Raw genomic sequence first — 19953 nt, forward strand, 5'->3', positions numbered from 1 at the left:
TATTAAAGACTGAGGCTTTGAAGAGGCAGGGGGGAGGGAGCAGGGAGCAAGGGAGAAGATATTACCTAATAACCCCCAGTCCCCAATCCCCCATGCCCCACTCATGTATGATGAGCGCCGTTGACTCGTACAACTGAACCAGTGACGTAGCTGCTGGCTATTGGCGAAAGCAGAAACGCTACTGCCCAAGCAACCTCTTCTGGTTTCCCAAAGCGAGACAGGGGAATCTCAGATAAAATTCGTTGCTTGACTTTATCTGAAATCGGGGTGAGCATATCAGTCTCAATAAATCCCGGTGACACAGTATTAGCCCGCACTCCGTAACGCGCCGCTTCTAGAGCCAAAGATTTTGTCAAGCCAATCGTTCCTGCCTTGGATGCTGCGTAGTTTGTCTGACCGAGATTTCCGCGTTCGCCGGAAATTGAAGTGATACAGACAACAGAGCCAGAACGCCGTTCGTACATCTTGGGAATAACGGGTTTTAAGGTGTTGTAGACTCCTTTCAAGTTAGTGTCGATTACTGCATCCCAGTCTGCCGTTGTCAGTTTTGGGAAAAAATTGTCTCGTGTAATTCCAGCATTAGCGACAACCCCGTAAATTGGGCCAAGTTGCTCTTCAACCTTTTGTGTCACTGCCTCCATAGCTGCTTTATCGGTGACATCGGCTGAGATTGCCAAACTCCCCATCTGCGGATTGTCATCGCTGCGGTAGGTATAAGCTACTTTAGCTCCCAACTCCAAAAGCAGATTGACGATCGCAGCTCCAATTCCCCGATTACCGCCAGTTACCAAAACCACTTGATCTTCCAATCCCAAACCTGCCATAACTTAAACCAATTCAAAATTCCTATCTGGCACTCTTAATTACGAACTACGAATTACGACTTATCTCAGCCTCTCCAGTGCGATCGCAGTACCGCCACCAGTCCCGTGACAAACTGCTGCTAATCCAAACTGCCCATTTTGCTGCTGCAAAGCGTTGAGCAGTGTTACTAAGATTCGCGCTCCTGAAGCGCCAATGGGATGCCCTAAAGCGATCGCCCCGCCATAGACATTTAATTTTTCATAAGGAACGCCCAACTCCCGATTGAACAATACATTGCTCAAAGCAAATGCTTCGTTGTTTTCAAACAAATCAAAATCATAGATTTTCATTTTGAGTTTGTCTAAAAGTTTGTTCACTGCCATGATGGGAACTTCGGGGAACCGCCAAGATTCTCCCCCTGTCCAGACTCCGCCAATCAGCCGTGCTACAGGATTGAGTTGGTAGCGTTCTACTGCTGTTTTACTTGCCAAAACTAGAGCTGCTGCTCCATCGGATATTTGACTGCTGTTACCAGCCGTGAACACACCATCCGATCTAAAAGTAGGCTTAAGTCCAGCAAGGGTTTTTAAAGTGGTTTCGGGGCGAATTCCTTCATCTTGATCTACAACTTGCAAACCTTTCTTACCCGCAACCTCAATTGGTACAATCTCTTGTTGAAATAAGCCTTTCTCAGTCGCTTCGGCTGCTCTAGCTTGGGACAAGAAAGCTACTTCATCCAATTCATCCCGCGTAATTTGGTAAGCAGTTGCCAGTTGTTCTGCTTGCTCTCCCATCGTTTCCCCACTGATGGGATCGGTGAGTCCGTCTTGGAGTAAAACATCGGTGAGTTGTTCTGGTGAACCTAATAAGGATTTGTATCCCCATCTAGCTCGTTGCGATAACAAAAACCCCGTCTGGGACATAGATTCCATGCCTCCAGCAAGTACCATTTGGGCATCACCAGAACGAATTGCACTAACACCGTTAATAGCACTCATCATTCCTGATGAACACACCATATTTACTGCATATCCATTCACCTTTTGCGGAATCCCAGTTTTGAAAGCTGCTTGACGAGGCAATGACTGTCCATGTCCGGCGCTAAGTACATTACCAAAAATATACAAGTCTAAAGCTTCTCCTGATACTCCGGCTCGTTCTAAGGCTGCACGCATGGCGATCGCACCTAAGTCTACTGGAGACAAATCTGCTAAGACACCTCCAAACCTACCAAGCGGTGTGCGTACTGCTGAGACAATATAAACTTCTTCCATACTTCTCATCACGTTGGTGAATTAAAAATTGAAAGTAATAAAATAAATGTATTTTTTAAATAGATTCCTATTTATAATTTTGCTAATAATTGCTTTGAATTTAATGATTGTTTTACTAAATTCAGTGCATTTAAAAAACAAAATTAACTTACTTAACAATAATTTACAATAATATTTTTAGCAAAAAATCAATCTTTAGAAATAAAAAATAGTATAGTCGTCCACCCAAAGAAAGGACGTCATATTAAACAATTTTGTATTTTAGAATACAAACATTTGAGAAAGCGAATATTTTATTCTCGCGCCTTCAGCCAATCAGCAATCGTTGGCGGTAGGTCTTTTTGAACTTTGCCGCTTACATACATACCAATATGTCCAACTGGAAACGAGCGCACTGTATAGTCAACACTGCCAACATATTTCTCAAGAGCTAAAGATGATGCTGGTAAAACTAGATGATCCTGTTCGGCATAAATGTTTAAAATTGGGATGCGGATATTTCGCAAATCTACTCGCTTATCGCCAATCTCAATTTGACCTTTAATTAATTTGTTTCCTTGATAGAAGTCCTTAATAAACTGCCGAAAAGTCTCTCCAGCTTGATCTGGACTGTCAAAAATCCACTTTTCCATGCGGAGAAAATTGAGTAGTTTGTCCTCATACTCAACAATCTCCAGTAGGTCAATATACTTTTTGACACCTAACTGAAAAGGCTTCAGCATTACGAAGACAAAGTTGAGAAAGTTGCCAGGAATGTTACCTAAAGTGTCAACTAGAAGATCCACATCTAATGCTTGTGTCCCTAAACTGGTTCCACTCCAGACATTGAGAAGTCCTTCATTGATGTGAAAATCGACTGGCGTAACCATAGTAATCAGGTTTTTTACCTTTTCTGGGTAAAGGGAACTGTAGCAAAGACTGAAGGTTCCCCCCTGGCAAATTCCCAATAAGTTAATCTGCTCTAAGTTGTGGCGATCGCGGATGACATCTACACAGTTATTAATATACCCATTGATGTATTTATCAATAGTCAGCCAGCGATCGTCTTGGTTAGGATATCCCCAATCAATCAAGTAAACATCTAGATCAAGATTGAGTAAATTGGCAACAAGCGATCGCCCCTCTTGTAAATCTACAATGTAGGGACGGTTAACTAACGCATAAACAATTAGGATCGGAATATTAAATAAGTTTTTCGCCTGTGATTGGAAGTGATATAGTACTACCTTGTCTTCCCGGTAGACTTCTTGCTTAGGTGTAACCCCAATGTCAATCTCTTGTTCGCGCAGGCGGTTAAAAATATCTACGCCCTTAACCAGCTTTTCGATTAGTTCGATAGACTCGTGCATCGTTTTTTGATAACATCTTGGATGAAAAAAAGTAAAGTTCAAACCTCAGAAAAATATGGCAGTGCTTCCACCCAAATAAGGGTTTTTCATAAACTCAAAGCACTACCATACATTTTGCTGAGGACTATGTTATATCTGAAATTCTTCAATGTCATCAAAAAAACAAAAATTTCGTGTTTCAATAAATAGGATTAGAATCGAATAAGCCCGTAATAAGCACTTACAGCAGCTAGGATAATTGTTATAACTCCCAGTGATGTGCTAAGTAGAAATTGGGCAGAGGTTTTCTTATTGAGAGCTTCTTTGCTTCCACCTTCAAGTGTTGTCCGTTCGGTATTGTTAGAATTGGTTACGTTCTCAGTGTTCATGTTCTTATCTTATTTGATTACTTATTACAATTTCGCCTCTAATCCCAAAAACCACATCTAGCTTTAGGATTAACAAAAAAGGTAGAAATAAGTAGATGTAATTAAATCTGACTTTCATCCCCCTGATTACAAATCGGCAGATCAAGATTCTTGCGAACTCCTTCTAGCAGGTGTTGTTGTTCAACCCAATAACTCATGCCTACCTTCAAGAATTTCCCTTGAATTGCCTGGGCATCTTCTGAACGGAACTTCTGTGCAAATTCTCGGTCAAATATATTACTCCAGACTTCCAGAAACTGTCGCCAATCCTCAATTGTTTCACCCTTGGCTTCGTAAGAGGCCAACTCCCGCGTCAGTTCCGAAAATGCCTTTATCCAAATATCTGCCAGCACTAACTGATAGTCAAAGCTAGCTTGGGATAGCTGGATTAAGGCATCAAAAGTTTTTAGGACTTGGCTGATTTCACAGGTATGCTGCTGTGTACGCATCAGGTTTACTCCGTTATTTTTCTTAAGATAATCCGCACAATAATCGCTATCAGAATTCGTTAAAAATTCTGGATTCAATGCACAGATATAGCAACACCTATGACAAACCTTTTTGTTTTGAACAAAGTGCTAGTTTCCCTCACCATTTGAAGCCTGCGCGGAATCATAAACGCCCCAATATTCAATACCGCGATCGCGTAATATTGGTTCAACGCGATGAATCTCTTCTTGTGAGCCTTCTAGTATGAGCAAATAATAACTCTGCTGGAGGCGATCGCTATAAACTCTGGCTTTCTCTTCGGGTATGCCTAAATCGCCTAATGCCTTGAGTAAATTCTGATTTGCTGCGGCTCCCACAGCAACACCTCCTACGCTGCTGACTAATGCTACACCTACAGAACCTGCTGCGAGTACAGCTCCTAAGCCAGGAAGTGCCAGACTACTCAAACCAACTAACACACTACCCCAAGTACTTGCTGCCAGTGCCTCTCTTACTGGCCCGCTTGTATTGACATCTTGATCACCGATGCGATCGCTCATCTGCGCCTCACCTACGCGATCGCCCTGATCCGCATCTTTAGCAATGACAGAAACTTTCTCCATAGGAAAGTTTGCAGTTTTCAATTCATTAATTGCCTGCTCTATTCCTTGAGAATTAGCAAATACTCCTAATGCACGTATTGTATCTTTAGTTATCATATTTTCTCCTTCGCAATTGTATTAGTGCGTCCATCTATAACCTTGGCATTAGACTTTACATCACCAGTAAGTTAAGTACTAAGAGGCTACTAAGTTGTTCTTTATTGATTTCCCACAACAGGGGATAAATATAAGCAAAGATTTAACGAACCAAGTGGAGTACGTCACGTACTAAGCTATAGCCAGCTAAATCCCAAAGTAGGTAAGAAACAAAGCCAATCATCGCTAAACGCCCATTCCACAACTCTTGTTGGGGATTCCACCCAATAATCCAAGCATTGCGATCGACACCGTTATAGGCTTTAGCTTCAGTAGATAGTTCAATCGTTTTATTAGTTTCAGTTGCCATTGTAAATATTCCTTAATCACTCTCCTACATCCACATCTTAGTTACTATTACAGTTGCAGTTCTCTGTCTATTGGGGAATCTGAAAGCGTCACAGGAAGGATCTGTAAGCATTGTCTAGACTTTTGATCCTTTGGGCGAAGAAGCATCAGGAACTTGATTAAAAAACCTTACAAAATTTACCCAAAACAAAAACCTCATCCTGTCTCATGGGTCATTCCTCTCCTTAATAAGGCTACCGTGTACACAAAAGTCTTTTAAAGCTGCTTTATACCTTAACCTGCAATGCTATTGCATCGAATCGTTATGCCATTGCATCGACTCGTTATGCTATTGCATCGACCTGCAATGCCATTGCATTGACTCGTTATGCCATTGCATCGACCTGCAATGCCATTACATTGACTCGTTATGCCATTGCATCGACCTGCAATGCCATTGCATTGACTCGTTATGCCATTGCATCGACCTGCAATGCCAATAAAGTTTTCTCAAAGTCCTCCTTTTTAAGGAGGATTTAGGAGGATCTAAAGTTTGTGATACATCACCCAGCACTTTTCAAACAGCCTCTTAATCCGATTCCTTCCTCAAGAGAGATGCAAACGCAGATTTAATTGAACCTCCCGCTTCCTTGATTTTCTGGGCGATGGGTTGCTCATTATGCAAAAACACACGCGCACAGTTGCGTCCCGGCAAACCAGAAATTGAACCACCCGGATGAGTTCCAGCCCCAGTAAGATACAAGTTATCAATTGGTGTTTTGTAGTTCGCTAATTCCGGCAACGGACGGAAGCAAAGCATCTGTTCTAACGTCATATCAATATGGTAATAATTACCTTTGTAAGTCCCTAACCGTTCTCCCAACTCAGCCGGACTTTCTACATGACGGGCGATGATTGAATGTTGCAGATTGGGGGAATATTGCGCCAGTTTATTAATCACCCTGTCTGCAACTTTGTTTTTCAGTTCATCCGTCCAACCCGTACCTTTTAACCCCGTACCATCTGCACCAGCAATTTGATAAGGTGCAAAAAACTCTATCCATAATGTGTGCTTGCCTTCTGGCGCCATCGATGGGTCGAGTCCAGTAGGCATCACTACATACATCGATGGGTCTTCATCAGGAATTTTGCCCAGGGTAATCAGACTATGAGCTTGTTCTACATGATTGACGGAATCAGCAATCAGAATAGAACCCATCAGATAGTTATCTTGGTGATTGTGGTGGACAAAACGCAATGGTTCAGATAAAGCACAATCGATTTTGAGGATGGTTTCATTGTTGTTAATGATGCGGCGGTCTAACCTTTCGCGCAAGTTGCGATCGCTATTATCAACATCGCTACTATCCATTAGTTGCAAGAATAAGCGTTTGGCATCAATACTTGAAATTACACCTTTATTCGCACGATATTCTTTGCCACCAGCAACCCGCACACCAACAGCTTTACCATCATCTACCAATACTTTTTCTACCTTTTGGTCGGTGAGAATCGTACCACCTTCACTTTGTACCAGCTTCACCAAAGCTTCCACAAGTCCACCACTACCACCACGCGGTCTTGCCATACCGGGATTATGACGCAACATCATCATCATTGCCCCAAAGGACATAGCTTTTTGTGAGGGAGGGGAACTCAGTTCGGCTGAGAGTCTAGCCAGAGGTGCTTTGACAAACTCAGAATCGAAGTACTCGTTAATATTATCTGTGGCACTGCTGAGTAGGGTACGCAGTAAATCAAGGGTTGTGTTAGAGCCACCTAAAAGGGAAAATAAGTCTTGCAGACTATTGAGATTGTAATTACCAGCAATATCAACAATTGATTTAGGTGGTGCATTGAAGAAAGGAGCAATCCCTGTGATAAAGCGCTGCCAAAAATCGGCATATTCAGCGTATTTTTCAGCATCACGCTGACTGTAACGGGCAATTTCCGCACAAGTCTTTTCCACCGATTTGTGAGCTAAGAAGTACTTCCCATCTGGATGGGGGCAAAAGGCAACTGGATCGCAGCTAAGATATTCCAAGCCGTACTTATGCAGTTCTAACTCTTGGATGACTGGCCCTAAGAAAATAAACAGATGGTTAATCGCGCAAGGACTAAATTTAAAACCAGGTGCTTCATCAGGCATAAGTTCTTCAGTTGTAGAACCGCCGCCGGGGAGCGATCGCCCTTCTAATAACAGGACGCTGTAACCAGCTTTTAGAAGGTAGCCAGCACAAACTAAGCCATTATGACCAGCGCCAATAATTACAACGTCATACGATTCCATGAGTGCAATGGGGGTATTAAAGTATATTCCCTGATATTAGAAAGTGCTGAAGATATCTAAATCTTTCGTGGGTTATAGAATATTTATATATCTAGTAGTAGTGTTTTTATTACCAAGAAGTAAATTTATTTTTAACCCACTTTATTGTATGCAACCAAGAAACACTATAAATAAATCCAGATTTTATATTATTCATAGTTAGTATCAGTTTTTACCTCTATGCTGTCATTCATTTCTTCTAGTTTTTTGAGGTGCTGTGCATTCACTAGCCATTTCTCATCATAGTTAGATTTATCTGTACCATATTGACTTTGTTGCTCTTTTAGTATTGCAATTTCATGATTAATTATTGGTAATGCTTTCCCTTGGGTAATTACTTTTTTTAGCAACTCAAACCGTGATGTTTCATTAATTTGACGCAAGAGTTGCGAGATACAACGACTAATGATAACTTCATTGCTAAAAGCAAGAATGCTATGAGATTCATCATCTTGAGATAATAATTGCTCGCTGACATCAAACAAAGCTTCTACAACTGAAGGGATGTAATTCACAGGAATTTCTTCAGTGGAATTTTCTAGCTGTTCTATAAACACCCTGGCTTGCGTTGTGCCGTTTGGAAGTTTTTGTTTAGTAAGTTCTATCAAATAATTTCTAAACTTCTCTGTATTTTCAACCAAACCAAGGATAATTTTTATCTGAATATTAGACAATTCACTTGCTGATAACGACAGACGAAAGTAAATAAGAAATATTTCTAAACTACACACACGTAGCTGTTCGCGCCATTCCAACTCTTGCTTTTCATCTAGAGAAGTATTACCCAAAATGAATTTTAACTTAGGAAAAAGTTGCATTAGCAGGTTTTTAACGGGCTGCTTGTCTTCATCTCGTAGTTGAGCAATCCAGGTATTCAGAAGATTCTTGAGTTCGTCTATTGAAAGGTTTACCTCTCCTACAAAAATATGAGGATTTTGATGGATTATACTATAAATTTTTGGGCAAAAGACTCGCAAAGACTCAATGGCAAGGAAATCAACAGGGTTTACTTCATCTTTTACTGCTGGATACGTCACCGTTAAAGTATTAATAAAACGAGTAATATCGCGGATGTTAGTAATAAAATGTTCTATTCCTTGAAAGTAAATATCACCCCAGCGAGTTTGGTTGATTTGTTGTTTTGGTGTTTGAGAAAATATATGATCCAGTTTTTCAAAAAGCAGCCTGCGAAGTGAAGTTTTATCAGGATTAGGTAACTCAAAACTAACTTGAATAACTTTTTCTAAGTATGCTTCTTCAGATATTTCTTTAGTATCTGCAATTGTTCTTATTACAACTTCTTTATCAAAAACCAGAAGATAGACAAGATTAGTAAAATTTCGCATTGCTTTAAAAATACGAAATAACTGCTTGATATCTTCCGCAGCCAACCGATCAAGATCGTCAATTGTTACGACTATTCGCCGTTGCTGCTGTGCTAACGTGTCTTCTACTTCTTCTTTTAATTCGCCAGCTTCTTTATCCTTATCGTCCAATAATGTTGCTAATGCCTTGCCAGTTTGAGCATAAGGTAGAGGAATGTCTGAAATAACGGCGGCAAAATCAGCTACTCTCTCTCTCAAACCTTTTGGCACAGATGACTCTTGGCTTAAAACGTTTTTTAATTGGTCAAAAAATCGCCTTGTAATATTTTGGTGTCCAGAAAATAACCAGGGATTAAAAGGAACGATGATTGGTTTTTCCTCCTCTGGCTTTTGCTGAAGATAGTGAACTACAAAGTTTAATAATGTAGATTTGCCAGAGTTCCAAGAACCATAAACTGCAATAACGAAACCTTCAGGATAGGTCATTCTGCAAATACTTTCCGCTAGATACTTGGCAAAGTTCGCATGTCCTAGCAGGTCTTTTTCTGGATCAACTAAGGAGCTATCTGCCGATATATCGTTAATTTCCGTCTGCGCCATAAAAAATTTTGATTACTCGTACTGCGATCGCCTCCGGCGGGGCATAGCCCATCGTTGCACATTCCGTAAGATGAGCAATCATACCTCACGATAGAAATTTCCAGTGAATAATTTCCTCAAGGCTTATGCAATTGGTTCCATATTCCTTATTTTACATGGCTGGAATTAGGAGTTAAATAGACAATCAGTGTATCTTGGAAATTCTATCTCCATGTCATCTAGTAAAATTACTCAAAGAAGTTCAACTTAAACCCCAATCCTGATTATTGGTTATAATTTAGTATTATTTATGTCTATGTGTACTAGTGCCAGGTAAATTTTAAGATTCCTCTGCAAAGGTATTAATTCTTAAGAGTGAATTTGGGAAATATCAATTATTTTATCTTCACAAAATATTCATTACCTGCTAAAAATATTTATATAAGGAAGTTTCTAGCGCAATCTCTATAGATAGAATTAAATTTATGTCAATTAATTGGCTCTTTTGATTAGAAGCTCAAGCGCAGCTATATGTCTGTCTTCTCTGCGAAAGCAATATATAGTCAATACTTATTATGAACTAGGGCGTGTTTTTAAAGTCTTAGATCCTCCCAACCCCCCTTGAAAAGGGGGCTTTAAGAGACTCTAAATCAAGTCTTTTTAAGGAAATGCGGTCTTGCGGTCTTCTCCTTACAGCCCTTCTCTTGAGGATAAATTCGCGTTCGGGCAGCCTACGGTAGGCGCTAGCCTCTGCCTTTGGGAGAAGGGGCGAAGAGCGTCTGGTGTCTCCCCAAGTAAAGCAAGTGGCTTGGATTTAGAGGCATCCAAAAATTTTAAGAGGCTAAACGAGTGGTTTTAGAACACGCCTTAGCCTTTCGGACAATAAAGGAATTGCAATGCGTTAAAGCTTATTGATGAAATATTATATAAGTTTTACTAATTGTAGCTAATAGTAGTTATAACAATTTAACTCTTTAAATATTGATTAGATAATATGGTTCAGTCCCAAGAAGATGACATTTCAGTAGAAGCTAGTTCTCTTCCCCCTGTCCCCATTCAAGAAATTTCAGAGGATAGGGCATTAACGGAGACGGTACTTTTTCCAACTCCGAAACTGTTTTTGAAAATTTCTAAGCCAGAAATTCGCACAAGCCTTACAGCGCTTACTTATGAGAGTGTCTTTGCTACGATTTTTTATGGTGTCATCGGCGGCGCGTTGCTCAGTAATTTCTTGCTAGAGTTGGGTGCTGGGCCAGTAGAAATTGGTTTGCTCGCCGCTATTCCTCAGATGGTGAATCTGCTTCAACCACTGGGAGCATATTTGGTAAACAGAACTACCAGCTTTCGATGGTATTTCATATCTATCTTCATCCCATCGCGGTTGGTGTGGTTGATTCTTCTGCCAGCGATTGTGCTGGTTACTTCATCTCATCTGGCTGGATACCAAGTAGTACAGTTGACATTGGCAATTCTATTGCTAGGTAACATCATTGAAGCTTTCGGTCGTGCGCCTTGGCTTGGGTGGTCTGCTGTGTTAGTACCTCAACGGTTGCGGGGGCGATATTTTGGCTTTCGCAATAGCATTGTCGGCTTGACTAACCTCATTGGTGTGCCGTTGCTAGGTTTAGCAGTATCGGTTTGGCCTGGTGGAACACTTCAAGGCTATGGTGCAATGTTGGTTCTAGGAATTTTGCTAGGGCTAATCAGTCAAATCTGTCAGTTCTGGATGACCGATGTAAATCCGCAGCTTTTAACAGCCACGGGTTCAGACACATCCCAACCCCAGTCTCATGGTATAGATTTTAGTTTTCTCAAAGATGCTAATTTTTGCAAGTTTGTACTTTACCTAAGCATCTGGTGCTTTGCTGTTAACATCAGCGCTCCTTTCTTTAACCTCTATATGCTGGATAACTTGGATATAGATATTAGTGTGGTAACGATTTATCACGGTTTAGGAACTGGTGCGAATATGTTAATGCTGCTTTTGTGGGGGAAACTGGCCGACCGAATTGGGAATCGTCCGCTACTGCTATTAGTGGGAGTTTTGGTGGCGGTAACACCTTTGTTGTGGCTAGGAGTTGGAAGTGATCAAATTTCTTTTTGGATCTGGTTACCCTTGTTGCATATACTAGCTGGCGGGACGTGGGCGGCAATTGATTTGTGTACCAACAATCTGATGATGGGAATAGCACCCCTGCGTTATCAATCTAGTTACTTTGCGATCGCAGGAGCAGTTGCTGGTATAACTGGAGCAATGGGTATCACTCTTGGTAGCTTTCTAGTGACTCTACCTTTTATGGAAGGTTTGCTGGGGCTGTTTGTTCTCTCAGGCTTACTACGGATGGCTGCACTTGTATTTTTAGTTTTTGTTCAAGAGCAGCGCTCAGTACCAGTGGTTCAGTTAATGCGAGTCTTATTTCCCATCAGGCAGCCAACTAATCTCATAGAAGTAAAGGAATAAGTTTTTAACTATTAATAGGGGCAGGGGTTGCCTTTCCTTGCCTGCCTCTAATATCAAGTTAAGACCAATATTTATTTCAACAACATCCCAGCAAAATATACAATCTCTGAGCATCACGAATAGCATGTCCATTGGGGTCGTTATTGAAGTACACATAAATATTAATCCCCTGCGTAAGGAATAAACAGATACGCTCGGCCCATGTAGATAGCTCTTCATCGCTGTAGCCAACATCACATTGCCCACTATGCATACGGATATATGTCCAAGGAGCAGTTAAACACACATCAAGAGGAACCGTTGGGCTTACAGGTAGGCAAAGGGCTACACCTGCACTTTCCAGTAGTTTGTAAACTTGGGGAATCAACCAGCTTGTGTGACGGAATTCAAGGGTAAATTGTTGTTGTGGGTAAGTTTGCAGTAATTCCAAAAATGGCTGAAGACGCTCAAGATTAATGTGCCAAGTATGAGGAAATTGAAATAAAATAGGGCCGAGCTTTTCTTGCAATCCAGATGCACGTTCCATGAGACGAGATAGTGGTTCTATCGGGTCTTTTAGTTTCTTCATGTGGGTGAGATAGCGGCTACCTTTGACAGCAAAAATAAAATTAGATGGTGTTTGTTCGCGCCAATTTTCAAACACATACCGTTCTGGCAAACGATAAAAGGAAAAATTAATTTCTACAGTGGTAAAGTGTTGTGCATAAAATGAAAGTTGCTGGTCACTAGGCAAATCTGACGGATAGAAAATATCCATCCAATGCTTATAAACCCAACCACTAGTACCGATTTGCAACTCACTCATTCAGTTGTCTCACGTATACTCTTCTCTTGTAAACTATAGCAATCCGCTTTGATTTCTGTTCGCGCAGCGTGGCGTAGCCATACTTATTTGCATGGTGCGCGTTCGCGTCTCTGAAAGAGAAGCGTCTCGCAGAGAAGGGCAGCACAAGCGCGATAAGCAAGAAGTAGGAAATAGGAAATCAGCCTTTTCGAGTTGTACAGATTTTTTTCAAAAATCAAATATTAGTCATATACTAAGCCAAAATGACTAATCATAGCTTGAAACCGTTTTGGTCATTTTTTTATATGCTCTCGTTCATTTTAAAACTAGCATTTTCTGGCTGAACTCTTGGAGATGAAATTGAATCCAATTTTCGCCTTTAGATATACAGTGATGGCATATATCTCCATAGCCTTCGCCTTGGTCATTGCATATAATTAATCTAGCTTTATGGGTCTGAAACTTTTGCTGACAAATTAGGCATCCTTTGTTACTTTTGCTTGTATTGCATTCTACTTGAAATTTCATGCTTTTAATCCTTATTAAATCTCTATTGGAATGAAGCGAAGAATAAAATATCTCTGATACTATCTATTTCCTACAAAAGTTGTATCTATAAAAGTGAGGGTATATTATTAAATTTAAACGTAACCTTAAACACAATTTAATCTTTATGAATAGAAAAATGCTTATAAGTAATATCTTTTAGTTTGTTTAAGGTAAAAGATATATATCGAAGAAGAATTCAGAAACCAGAATTCAGGAGCAGAACCGGAGACTTTTCCGTTAACTCCGGTTAGAATACTCAACTGAATTCTGACTCCTAGCCCCTAAATTATGGTTTGATAAACTTAATAAATTGATTGCTAGAAGGAACTTTCAATTTCTCCGCTTGCTTACTTGTGATTGGCAATTCTCCCAAAATACTTTTTAGTCGTCTTTTATACCCTACTTTTGTGCTCGTAACCGTTTCGATAAAAAAACCCCTACTTCTGGCATGACGTGCTTCTGCATTTGACTCCTTACTGCTTCTTCAATTCCTGCTAAGTTAGTTAGCCTTTCTGGTGATGTGTCTTCGTACAATATTTTAGCGATCGCCTGAATATGTTCTTGAAGTGCTTGCTTTTTTTCTGGAGTCATCGGTAAATAAATACACTCGCCTTACTTATCCTGACTTATTTTCGCCCTCTTTGCAAAAAACTGGGATGCTCCCGGCTTCATGTTGCTATATCTGTTGTTGTTGTAATATTAAGCAAGCACAATTCTTTTCCGCAGTGAACATTTATTAGCGATTGTTGTCTCAAGTTATCTAAACAGAGTTAAATACTGGTTCTTCCTAAGTTTATAGCGATTTGGTTACTGTTATTAAGCGAGTATATATAGTTAATCATCCCAAATATTGCCAGGATATGGCAATTATGATATTGGGTATTTAAAATAAAATATTGCATCAGCATTAAAATTTAAGGTTCATTGCTTTTTTAATAAATTAAGTATGAGTTCAATATTATCTATAGTAGGTGTATTATGCCGTTGTGCGTGGTCAGAGTTTCATTTTGCAGAGGAAGGGCATAGTAGTAAACTCAGCTTTTTATTTTCTGGCTTGATTACTGAATTTACCTAAAAATGTTGCTTAATTTTTGCCAAGTTATTCTGTCGTTATAATAATTTTTCATTGCACATCTTAACTGTCAAAAACTTATTTGATCATGATAATCAAATAGAGAGGGAAGGAGGCAAACGTCGTTTGCCTCCTTCCCTCTCCCCCCTACGCACGATTATCATTTTTATTTGAGTGATTTTGAGTATTTGGACTGATTGACAAAATGCATTTTACGTTAACCTCTCACGGATGATCTTTACAATTGTTAATAAAGTTTTTAATTAATACCTCTTTCTTAAGAAAAGTTTTGGTCGGGAATATACTTCTACTAAAGGATTAGTAAATGTAAGGCTAAACTTAATTAATGTCATCTGGGCGAAAACAAGAGGTTTAGCAGACAGCGTACAACGAGCCGATGGTAAAGTACTACTCATCGCATTGCATTGTTCAATATGGGTGCAACAAATTATGGAACGCACCTAAGTACCCAGCAGTTACCAAATTGCGGAAGTCTGTCAAATCCTTGCCAAGGACAACCCAGAACTCAGAGGAAAGGGTGGCTGTTGGGCAATTGTCAGCGTAGTGAATGAGTTTAGTTGCACCGTGAGAGTCTGGGATGGCGAGTACACAATTGGGTTGCAGCACCTGAAGTTCTTCAACTACCTGCCCCAGCAATGTCAGCAGATGAAGTCCTTGAGGGATCTCGCAATGGATTGGCAGCACGAGCCACCTGTACAGTTTCAATGGGTATGTCAGGAATATTTTGGGGATGCATCGACATTTTGACTCATGCCCAACTGTAGGAATTTAATGTTGATCTACTCCTTTTTGAGATGTCTCTTTTGAATTCGCCAACAGTGTTTTCGCTATATCTACGCCTTAATGCGATCGCTCTATTCTTCTCTCCCATAATCACAACCAACGCAAACTTAGAAGTTAGCACAGTGCGATCGCTCTTCATTTTTATTAGATATTCTTAGTCTCGGCATTTTTTTGTGACTTTTTTGCTGATTCTCAATCAATCGTAGCGATGCCTGCGGCGGGCGTAGCCATCGCAGTCCAACCATTATAATTTTGCCATTGAGGCGATCGCCCCCTTGAAATTGAATGACTCCCGTTGCGCCTGTAACGCAGAATTGAGGCATTGCAAGTGTTTTCTGAATGCCGATGCGGGTAGGATTTTTTCTCAAGGCTTTGCTTAATACCAATACTGCATCGTAGCTGGTGGCGGTTCGCCAGGTAATATCAGTTGGAGCAATTTTCCAGAGGGTTTGAGCTTGGCGTACAAACAAGGAGTTAATATCATTTAAGGGATGCCATGTGATCGCCAATACTACGCGTTGGATTTGCTGTAGCGACAGACCTTTATCTGGTTTGAGTAAGTCAGAAGTGTAGAGAGTACTACCCGCAACAATCCAAGATTGGTTGACATTGGACTTAATTACTCGTAAAGCATTGGGAATCGCGTTATACAATCCTATTCCTGGATCTGGGAGAAGGACAATCACCGTTGCACCTTTGGTTTTTGCTTGATTTAATGCCGCTTTGGCATCAAAGTGATCGGTGGCGAGATTGAAGGCTGGTTCGTGATCAATAACATGACCCGGTTTAGCCGCTTCTCGAAATGCCCCAGATAGAGATTCGGCATACTCACTGCCCTGACTGTAAAAAATAGCAACTTGTCTCTGTTGTAATTGAGAGAACACGTAAGTTGCCATTTTTTGGGCGGTAATCCGAGCGCTGGAGATGGTACGGAAGAAAAAAGGACTTTTGAGGTTATCTGAAGTGCTGGTTGCAGAAACTAAAACTACTCTTGCTTGGGTATAAATTGGTAGGGATTGTTTAGTGGCTTCGCTGCTGTAATGACCCAAAACAGCCAGTAAATCTGAATATTTCACCAATTGTTGAGCAATTTTGCGGGCATCATTTCCAGCTTTACTATCGTCACGATTACTATCATTAGCGATAATCATCCGTAAGGATAGACCGTTTTTCAATGCCTCAGTCTGAGCTTGAGCAGCACCCTTGAGTATTTCTAGACCTATGGTAGTACGACGTTCCAGGGGAACTGCAACTGCGATCGTGCGAATCTGCACTGGTGGAAATTGCATTTGAATTTTGGCGTTGTTGAGGTAAATTAAAGTTTCTGGATCTGACTCCTGATTAAAAGCAGTTTTAAATAGATCATAAGCTGCCGAAAAATTTTTGCTGCGATACTCTTCAATAGCTAATTGCTTTGCTAGTGGTGGCTGATCATTTCCCCAATAGCTTGCAGGTATTAGGCTTTCTTCACCACAACTGAGATGATCGTCTAGGATATAATCGCAAGTCTGAGCTAGAGTTGTTGCCTCATACAGCGATTTTGCAACAACGAACAGCAAAACACAACAAGTCGCACCCAGTAATAATTTTTGCCATCGCACCAATGAATACTTATCAATATTTTCAATCTTTTCTAGAATGGCTTGAGTTGTTGGCGGACGTTTATGTGGATGAGAACTCGTCATCGCCTGAATCAAATCAATAAATCTTTTAGGGGTTTGTTTATCCAAAACGTACTTAAACCAATTGGGTAAATCTTGACGGCGATCGCCAGCTGGGTCAATACCTGTGATTAAATAGATAAAAGTCCGACCAAGAGCGTAGAAATCCGACTGGATAACAGCGTGTCCCTCAAGTTGTTCAGGAGCAGTATATCCAACAGAATGAATCACCGTGATCGATTTTCCATTGACAATAGTTTGCAACAAATTCCGCGCCGTCCCAAAATCAATTAAAATTAATTTTCCATTGGGGCAAAGCATAATATTTGACGGTTTGATATCTCGATGAAAATAGCCATTTTCATGCACAAATTGCAAAATCTGCGTCAATTGTTTTAGCCAATCTAATGCTTGTTTATAGGATGTTAAGTATTGATGGTGATCAAGCCAACTCTGTAAATCTTCACCCTCAACTTTCTCCATGACAAAACAGCGCAATTGGCGACCTGTATGCAAAACTAGTGGAAATAGCATTTCGCCAACAGGTAAACCAGGATGCTGCAAACTTGTTAAAATTGATGCTTCTTGCTCAAATAATCGCAGTAAATCCGGCGTTACTTCCTTGAGTGACTTGAGAACCTTGGGTTGAGCCTGATTAACTAAATCTTCGATTACAAATACTTCTGTATAGCGATACCTATCAATTTGCAGAGGATACTTAATTCGGTAACGATTTTGCAGTATAAGTGGCGTTTTACAGTTTTTACATACTGCACAATTATCGAGATTTTCTCGTTGCGAACAATCTGGATTGATGCAGTATGCCATAAATTCAGGATTGGCTAAATGCAAACAGCATTGAAATTACTGAGAATTATACACAATCTTTACAATTAAATTATTCTCAGTTGCGATCACAATTATACCAATTCTGCATGAAGATGGAGGTGGTGGCGGATGTGGTGGCGGTTAAATGAGTTTGGCTGCTACTCTTTCGAGAGAAATAAACGCTGGACGCATTTAAAAATTACCGGTTGTAAAAAAAAGCGTTCCTTATTATCGTCTTTGATAGTTTCTACTAATGCCCTGCGCTTTAAGGATAAAAGCGCAGCCAAAATTTCTCCATTTGAAAGATGATTTTCAAGATGTAATAGTATTTCTTCACGAGTCAATCCCTGCGCTTGTGTAGCTAAATACTTAATTAGGATTTGTTCCAGCATCGAAATCTGCCTCAACCATTGCGCCACTAATGGCTCAAATTCACCCGTAACTAAGGTTCCAGAAGCTAAAAACTCTCCCACATCCCCAGCAAATAATTCCTGAATAAAATTTGCTGCCATGTTTAAAAATAAGGGATTGCCACCATACTGATTTACCAAGGCAATCCACTGCTGGGCATCAAAGATGAGTTGATGATGCTGCAAAAGCTCAATTGCCCCTTCCATCAAACCACTGAGTGGGAAAATAACTGCACCATTCCCACTCAAAGTATTTAATCCCTCTGGTTGTTCTCGACTGGTCAAAATCACACAACTCGAATGATTCGTTTGCACTACAGAGCGCAGAAAACCAGCGTAAGATTCGTATTCTAAACGATATTGCCCCGCGCGATTGCCACCCAAAATCCGATCCCAACCATCAAAAACAAACAGGGTTTGGGGTAGTAGAGGTGGAAGCGAATCTATCGTTGGTGGAGTCAGATGAAACCCAAACCACAGAGTTTGCTGAAAACTAGATTGCAAAGCTGTGGCAAGTTTTGCTGCTACAGCCGTTTTGCCGATACCCCCCATCCCTGTAATTGCAATCAAGCGCGTTCCTTGCTTAATTGCCTGGGTGAGTGTCGCCAGTTCGTAACGCCGCCCAAAGAACAAAAGAATATTTGGGATTTGGGTTTTATCAGATAGAGACGAGTTGAGGGGACGTTCAAGCAAGTCTTGCCAATTCAAACTCAAAACTTGACAAAATGCTTTGAATACAGAGGCATCAATGGCATTACCTTTGAGGAAGCGTTTCCATGTCGGTAAAGATATACCCACAGCAAATACTTCTGCATTTTCCCAGTCACGCCCAGGTTCGAGAATTTCACTTGCTTGTTCTAAAAAGCGTGGATTATCAATTGTCCAACCTTTTTCTTGACGAGCTTGTTTGACAATTTGCAGTCCATTAAGCGAAAGTTTGAGGCTAGCCATTTAGACAACAATAAGCACACGCATTCAGCATTTTACTGTACTCTGACTGGCGACTCTACGCAAATTAAATTTTACCCTACTACACTACTGGTCTGTCAAGCTAAAAATTGTGAGTTTGAGGGAAATAGAAAGACTATTAACTGTAAACCTCACCAGATATTCTAAATAACTGATTATGCTCAAGACCTATATTGTCCGGTTAAGTCAAGAGAGACGGCAGACCCTACAAGATTTGGTATCCATAGGCAATACTCAAATCTAGAGTTGCACATATATATTTTTCCATTAAGATAGATAATCCCTGTCTCGAAATTATTGCTCAAAGGGAATCCTAGCTTTTTTTTGGGTCAAAAAAGAGAGTCTTGCAACTTGTTACTCAAACTCATCTTTACTTTTTAAGTCTTAATACGGTTTAATAAGTATAAATTTATTTGTTTTACGGATAAAATGATTTAGCGATCGCAGGATCTGACAAAACCGCATAGCTCCCTGTCCGCAATGACCCGACAATGCCTAGATCGTCGGATTCCTGATCTCGAAACTTTAGAACAAGAAACAACGGCTTGGTATATTCAACGCAATCATTCACAAAGGTCTGTAAATTGGCAGTTCACAACAGCGGATGCCCGTATCCGTTTCAAGCGTCTTTATCCACAAATAGAAAATTGACAGACCACTACAGAATTTTTCTTGTATATTAGACATCTCCGAAAATGAATGTAGAAACGTCGCAAAGCAACGTCTCTACAAGGGTTTCAGGTAACGCATAATTAATTTCTAGAGATGTCTATTACATAGATTTTGTCAAGCTCAAATTTAGACCAGTGAAATGAAGAGCTGAAACTGAACTTGCTTACCTGATATCAAATAACTTCTAATTGAATGTGTAAC

General features: G+C 40.4%; 15 protein-coding genes and 1 pseudogene. 2 read left to right on the forward strand and 14 right to left on the reverse strand.

Annotated features, from left to right (window positions below):
* Window positions 1-101 precede the first annotated feature (101 nt).
* The 9 genes from phaB to H6G96_RS21875 form a co-directional block, all read right to left on the reverse strand.
* A complete protein-coding gene (gene phaB, locus H6G96_RS21835) occupies window positions 102-824 on the reverse strand; it encodes an acetoacetyl-CoA reductase PhaB (protein ID WP_190913391.1) in 723 nt (240 codons plus the stop codon).
* A gap of 60 nt (window positions 825-884) precedes the next feature.
* Window positions 885-2078, reverse strand: a complete 1194-nt coding sequence (locus H6G96_RS21840) for a thiolase family protein (protein ID WP_190913392.1) — start codon at window positions 2076-2078, stop codon at window positions 885-887.
* Between the two features lie 293 nt (window positions 2079-2371).
* Window positions 2372-3427, reverse strand: coding sequence for a class III poly(R)-hydroxyalkanoic acid synthase subunit PhaC (gene phaC, locus H6G96_RS21845; RefSeq protein WP_190913393.1), 1056 nt, complete (start codon window positions 3425-3427; stop codon window positions 2372-2374).
* A gap of 191 nt (window positions 3428-3618) precedes the next feature.
* Window positions 3619-3795 carry a hypothetical protein gene (locus H6G96_RS21850; protein WP_190728567.1) on the reverse strand — a complete coding sequence of 59 codons (177 nt, stop codon included), beginning with the start codon at window positions 3793-3795 and terminating at the stop codon, window positions 3619-3621.
* A 101-nt stretch (window positions 3796-3896) separates the two neighbouring features.
* A complete protein-coding gene (locus H6G96_RS21855; protein WP_190913394.1) occupies window positions 3897-4283 on the reverse strand; it encodes a poly(R)-hydroxyalkanoic acid synthase subunit PhaE in 387 nt (128 codons plus the stop codon).
* 129 nt (window positions 4284-4412) lie between these two features.
* Complete coding sequence (locus tag H6G96_RS21860) at window positions 4413-4982, reverse strand: general stress protein (RefSeq protein WP_190913395.1); 570 nt, start codon at window positions 4980-4982, stop codon at window positions 4413-4415.
* Window positions 4983-5124: 142 nt separating this feature from the next.
* A complete protein-coding gene (locus tag H6G96_RS21865) occupies window positions 5125-5331 on the reverse strand; it encodes a high light inducible protein (protein ID WP_190913396.1) in 207 nt (68 codons plus the stop codon).
* Window positions 5332-5898: 567 nt separating this feature from the next.
* Window positions 5899-7599, reverse strand: coding sequence for a beta-carotene ketolase CrtO (crtO, locus tag H6G96_RS21870; RefSeq protein ID WP_190913397.1), 1701 nt, complete (start codon window positions 7597-7599; stop codon window positions 5899-5901).
* A gap of 188 nt (window positions 7600-7787) precedes the next feature.
* On the reverse strand, window positions 7788-9563 hold the full coding sequence (locus H6G96_RS21875; RefSeq protein ID WP_190913398.1) for a P-loop NTPase fold protein: 1776 nt from the start codon (window positions 9561-9563) through the stop codon (window positions 7788-7790).
* Window positions 9564-10536: 973 nt separating this feature from the next.
* Here H6G96_RS21875 and H6G96_RS21880 point away from each other — a divergent pair.
* Window positions 10537-12003: an MFS transporter gene (locus H6G96_RS21880; RefSeq protein ID WP_190913399.1), complete on the forward strand. Its 1467-nt coding sequence runs from the start codon at window positions 10537-10539 to the stop codon at window positions 12001-12003.
* A gap of 76 nt (window positions 12004-12079) precedes the next feature.
* On the opposite strand, the gene H6G96_RS21885 is transcribed toward H6G96_RS21880, so the two are convergent.
* The 5 genes and pseudogenes from H6G96_RS21885 to H6G96_RS21905 form a co-directional block, all read right to left on the reverse strand.
* Window positions 12080-12808: a DUF72 domain-containing protein gene (locus H6G96_RS21885; RefSeq protein WP_190913400.1), complete on the reverse strand. Its 729-nt coding sequence runs from the start codon at window positions 12806-12808 to the stop codon at window positions 12080-12082.
* Between the two features lie 820 nt (window positions 12809-13628).
* Window positions 13629-13927: pseudogene (locus H6G96_RS21890) on the reverse strand (ISKra4 family transposase); the annotation flags it as partial.
* 910 nt (window positions 13928-14837) lie between these two features.
* On the reverse strand, window positions 14838-15113 hold the full coding sequence (locus tag H6G96_RS21895; RefSeq protein ID WP_190913401.1) for a hypothetical protein: 276 nt from the start codon (window positions 15111-15113) through the stop codon (window positions 14838-14840).
* A 206-nt stretch (window positions 15114-15319) separates the two neighbouring features.
* A complete protein-coding gene (locus tag H6G96_RS21900; RefSeq protein ID WP_190913402.1) occupies window positions 15320-17701 on the reverse strand; it encodes a bifunctional serine/threonine-protein kinase/ABC transporter substrate-binding protein in 2382 nt (793 codons plus the stop codon).
* A gap of 158 nt (window positions 17702-17859) precedes the next feature.
* Window positions 17860-19062 (reverse strand): ATP-binding protein, encoded by a 1203-nt coding sequence (locus tag H6G96_RS21905; RefSeq protein ID WP_190913403.1) that lies wholly within the window; start codon window positions 19060-19062, stop codon window positions 17860-17862.
* A 498-nt stretch (window positions 19063-19560) separates the two neighbouring features.
* Between H6G96_RS21905 and H6G96_RS21910 the strand changes: the two genes are divergently transcribed.
* Window positions 19561-19731 (forward strand): hypothetical protein, encoded by a 171-nt coding sequence (locus H6G96_RS21910; RefSeq protein ID WP_190913404.1) that lies wholly within the window; start codon window positions 19561-19563, stop codon window positions 19729-19731.
* Window positions 19732-19953: the final 222 nt, after the last annotated feature.

The organism is Nostoc sp. FACHB-892 (assembly GCF_014698795.1).
In the GTDB taxonomy this organism is placed as follows: Bacteria; Cyanobacteriota; Cyanobacteriia; order Cyanobacteriales; family Nostocaceae; genus Nostoc.

What these genes read in the sequence shown, in the direction of transcription:
- phaB (WP_190913391.1), bottom strand. Translation starts at nt 824, where the DNA reads ATGGCAGGTTTGGGATTGGAAGATCAAGTGGTTTTGGTAACTGGCGGT.
- H6G96_RS21840 (WP_190913392.1), bottom strand. Translation starts at nt 2,078, where the DNA reads ATGGAAGAAGTTTATATTGTCTCAGCAGTACGCACACCGCTTGGTAGG.
- phaC (WP_190913393.1), bottom strand. Translation starts at nt 3,427, where the DNA reads ATGCACGAGTCTATCGAACTAATCGAAAAGCTGGTTAAGGGCGTAGAT.
- H6G96_RS21850 (WP_190728567.1), bottom strand. Translation starts at nt 3,795, where the DNA reads ATGAACACTGAGAACGTAACCAATTCTAACAATACCGAACGGACAACA.
- H6G96_RS21855 (WP_190913394.1), bottom strand. Translation starts at nt 4,283, where the DNA reads ATGCGTACACAGCAGCATACCTGTGAAATCAGCCAAGTCCTAAAAACT.
- H6G96_RS21860 (WP_190913395.1), bottom strand. Translation starts at nt 4,982, where the DNA reads ATGATAACTAAAGATACAATACGTGCATTAGGAGTATTTGCTAATTCT.
- H6G96_RS21865 (WP_190913396.1), bottom strand. Translation starts at nt 5,331, where the DNA reads ATGGCAACTGAAACTAATAAAACGATTGAACTATCTACTGAAGCTAAA.
- crtO (WP_190913397.1), bottom strand. Translation starts at nt 7,599, where the DNA reads ATGGAATCGTATGACGTTGTAATTATTGGCGCTGGTCATAATGGCTTA.
- H6G96_RS21875 (WP_190913398.1), bottom strand. Translation starts at nt 9,563, where the DNA reads ATGGCGCAGACGGAAATTAACGATATATCGGCAGATAGCTCCTTAGTT.
- H6G96_RS21880 (WP_190913399.1), top strand. Translation starts at nt 10,537, where the DNA reads ATGGTTCAGTCCCAAGAAGATGACATTTCAGTAGAAGCTAGTTCTCTT.
- H6G96_RS21885 (WP_190913400.1), bottom strand. Translation starts at nt 12,808, where the DNA reads ATGAGTGAGTTGCAAATCGGTACTAGTGGTTGGGTTTATAAGCATTGG.
- H6G96_RS21900 (WP_190913402.1), bottom strand. Translation starts at nt 17,701, where the DNA reads ATGGCATACTGCATCAATCCAGATTGTTCGCAACGAGAAAATCTCGAT.
- H6G96_RS21905 (WP_190913403.1), bottom strand. Translation starts at nt 19,062, where the DNA reads ATGGCTAGCCTCAAACTTTCGCTTAATGGACTGCAAATTGTCAAACAA.
- H6G96_RS21910 (WP_190913404.1), top strand. Translation starts at nt 19,561, where the DNA reads ATGACCCGACAATGCCTAGATCGTCGGATTCCTGATCTCGAAACTTTA.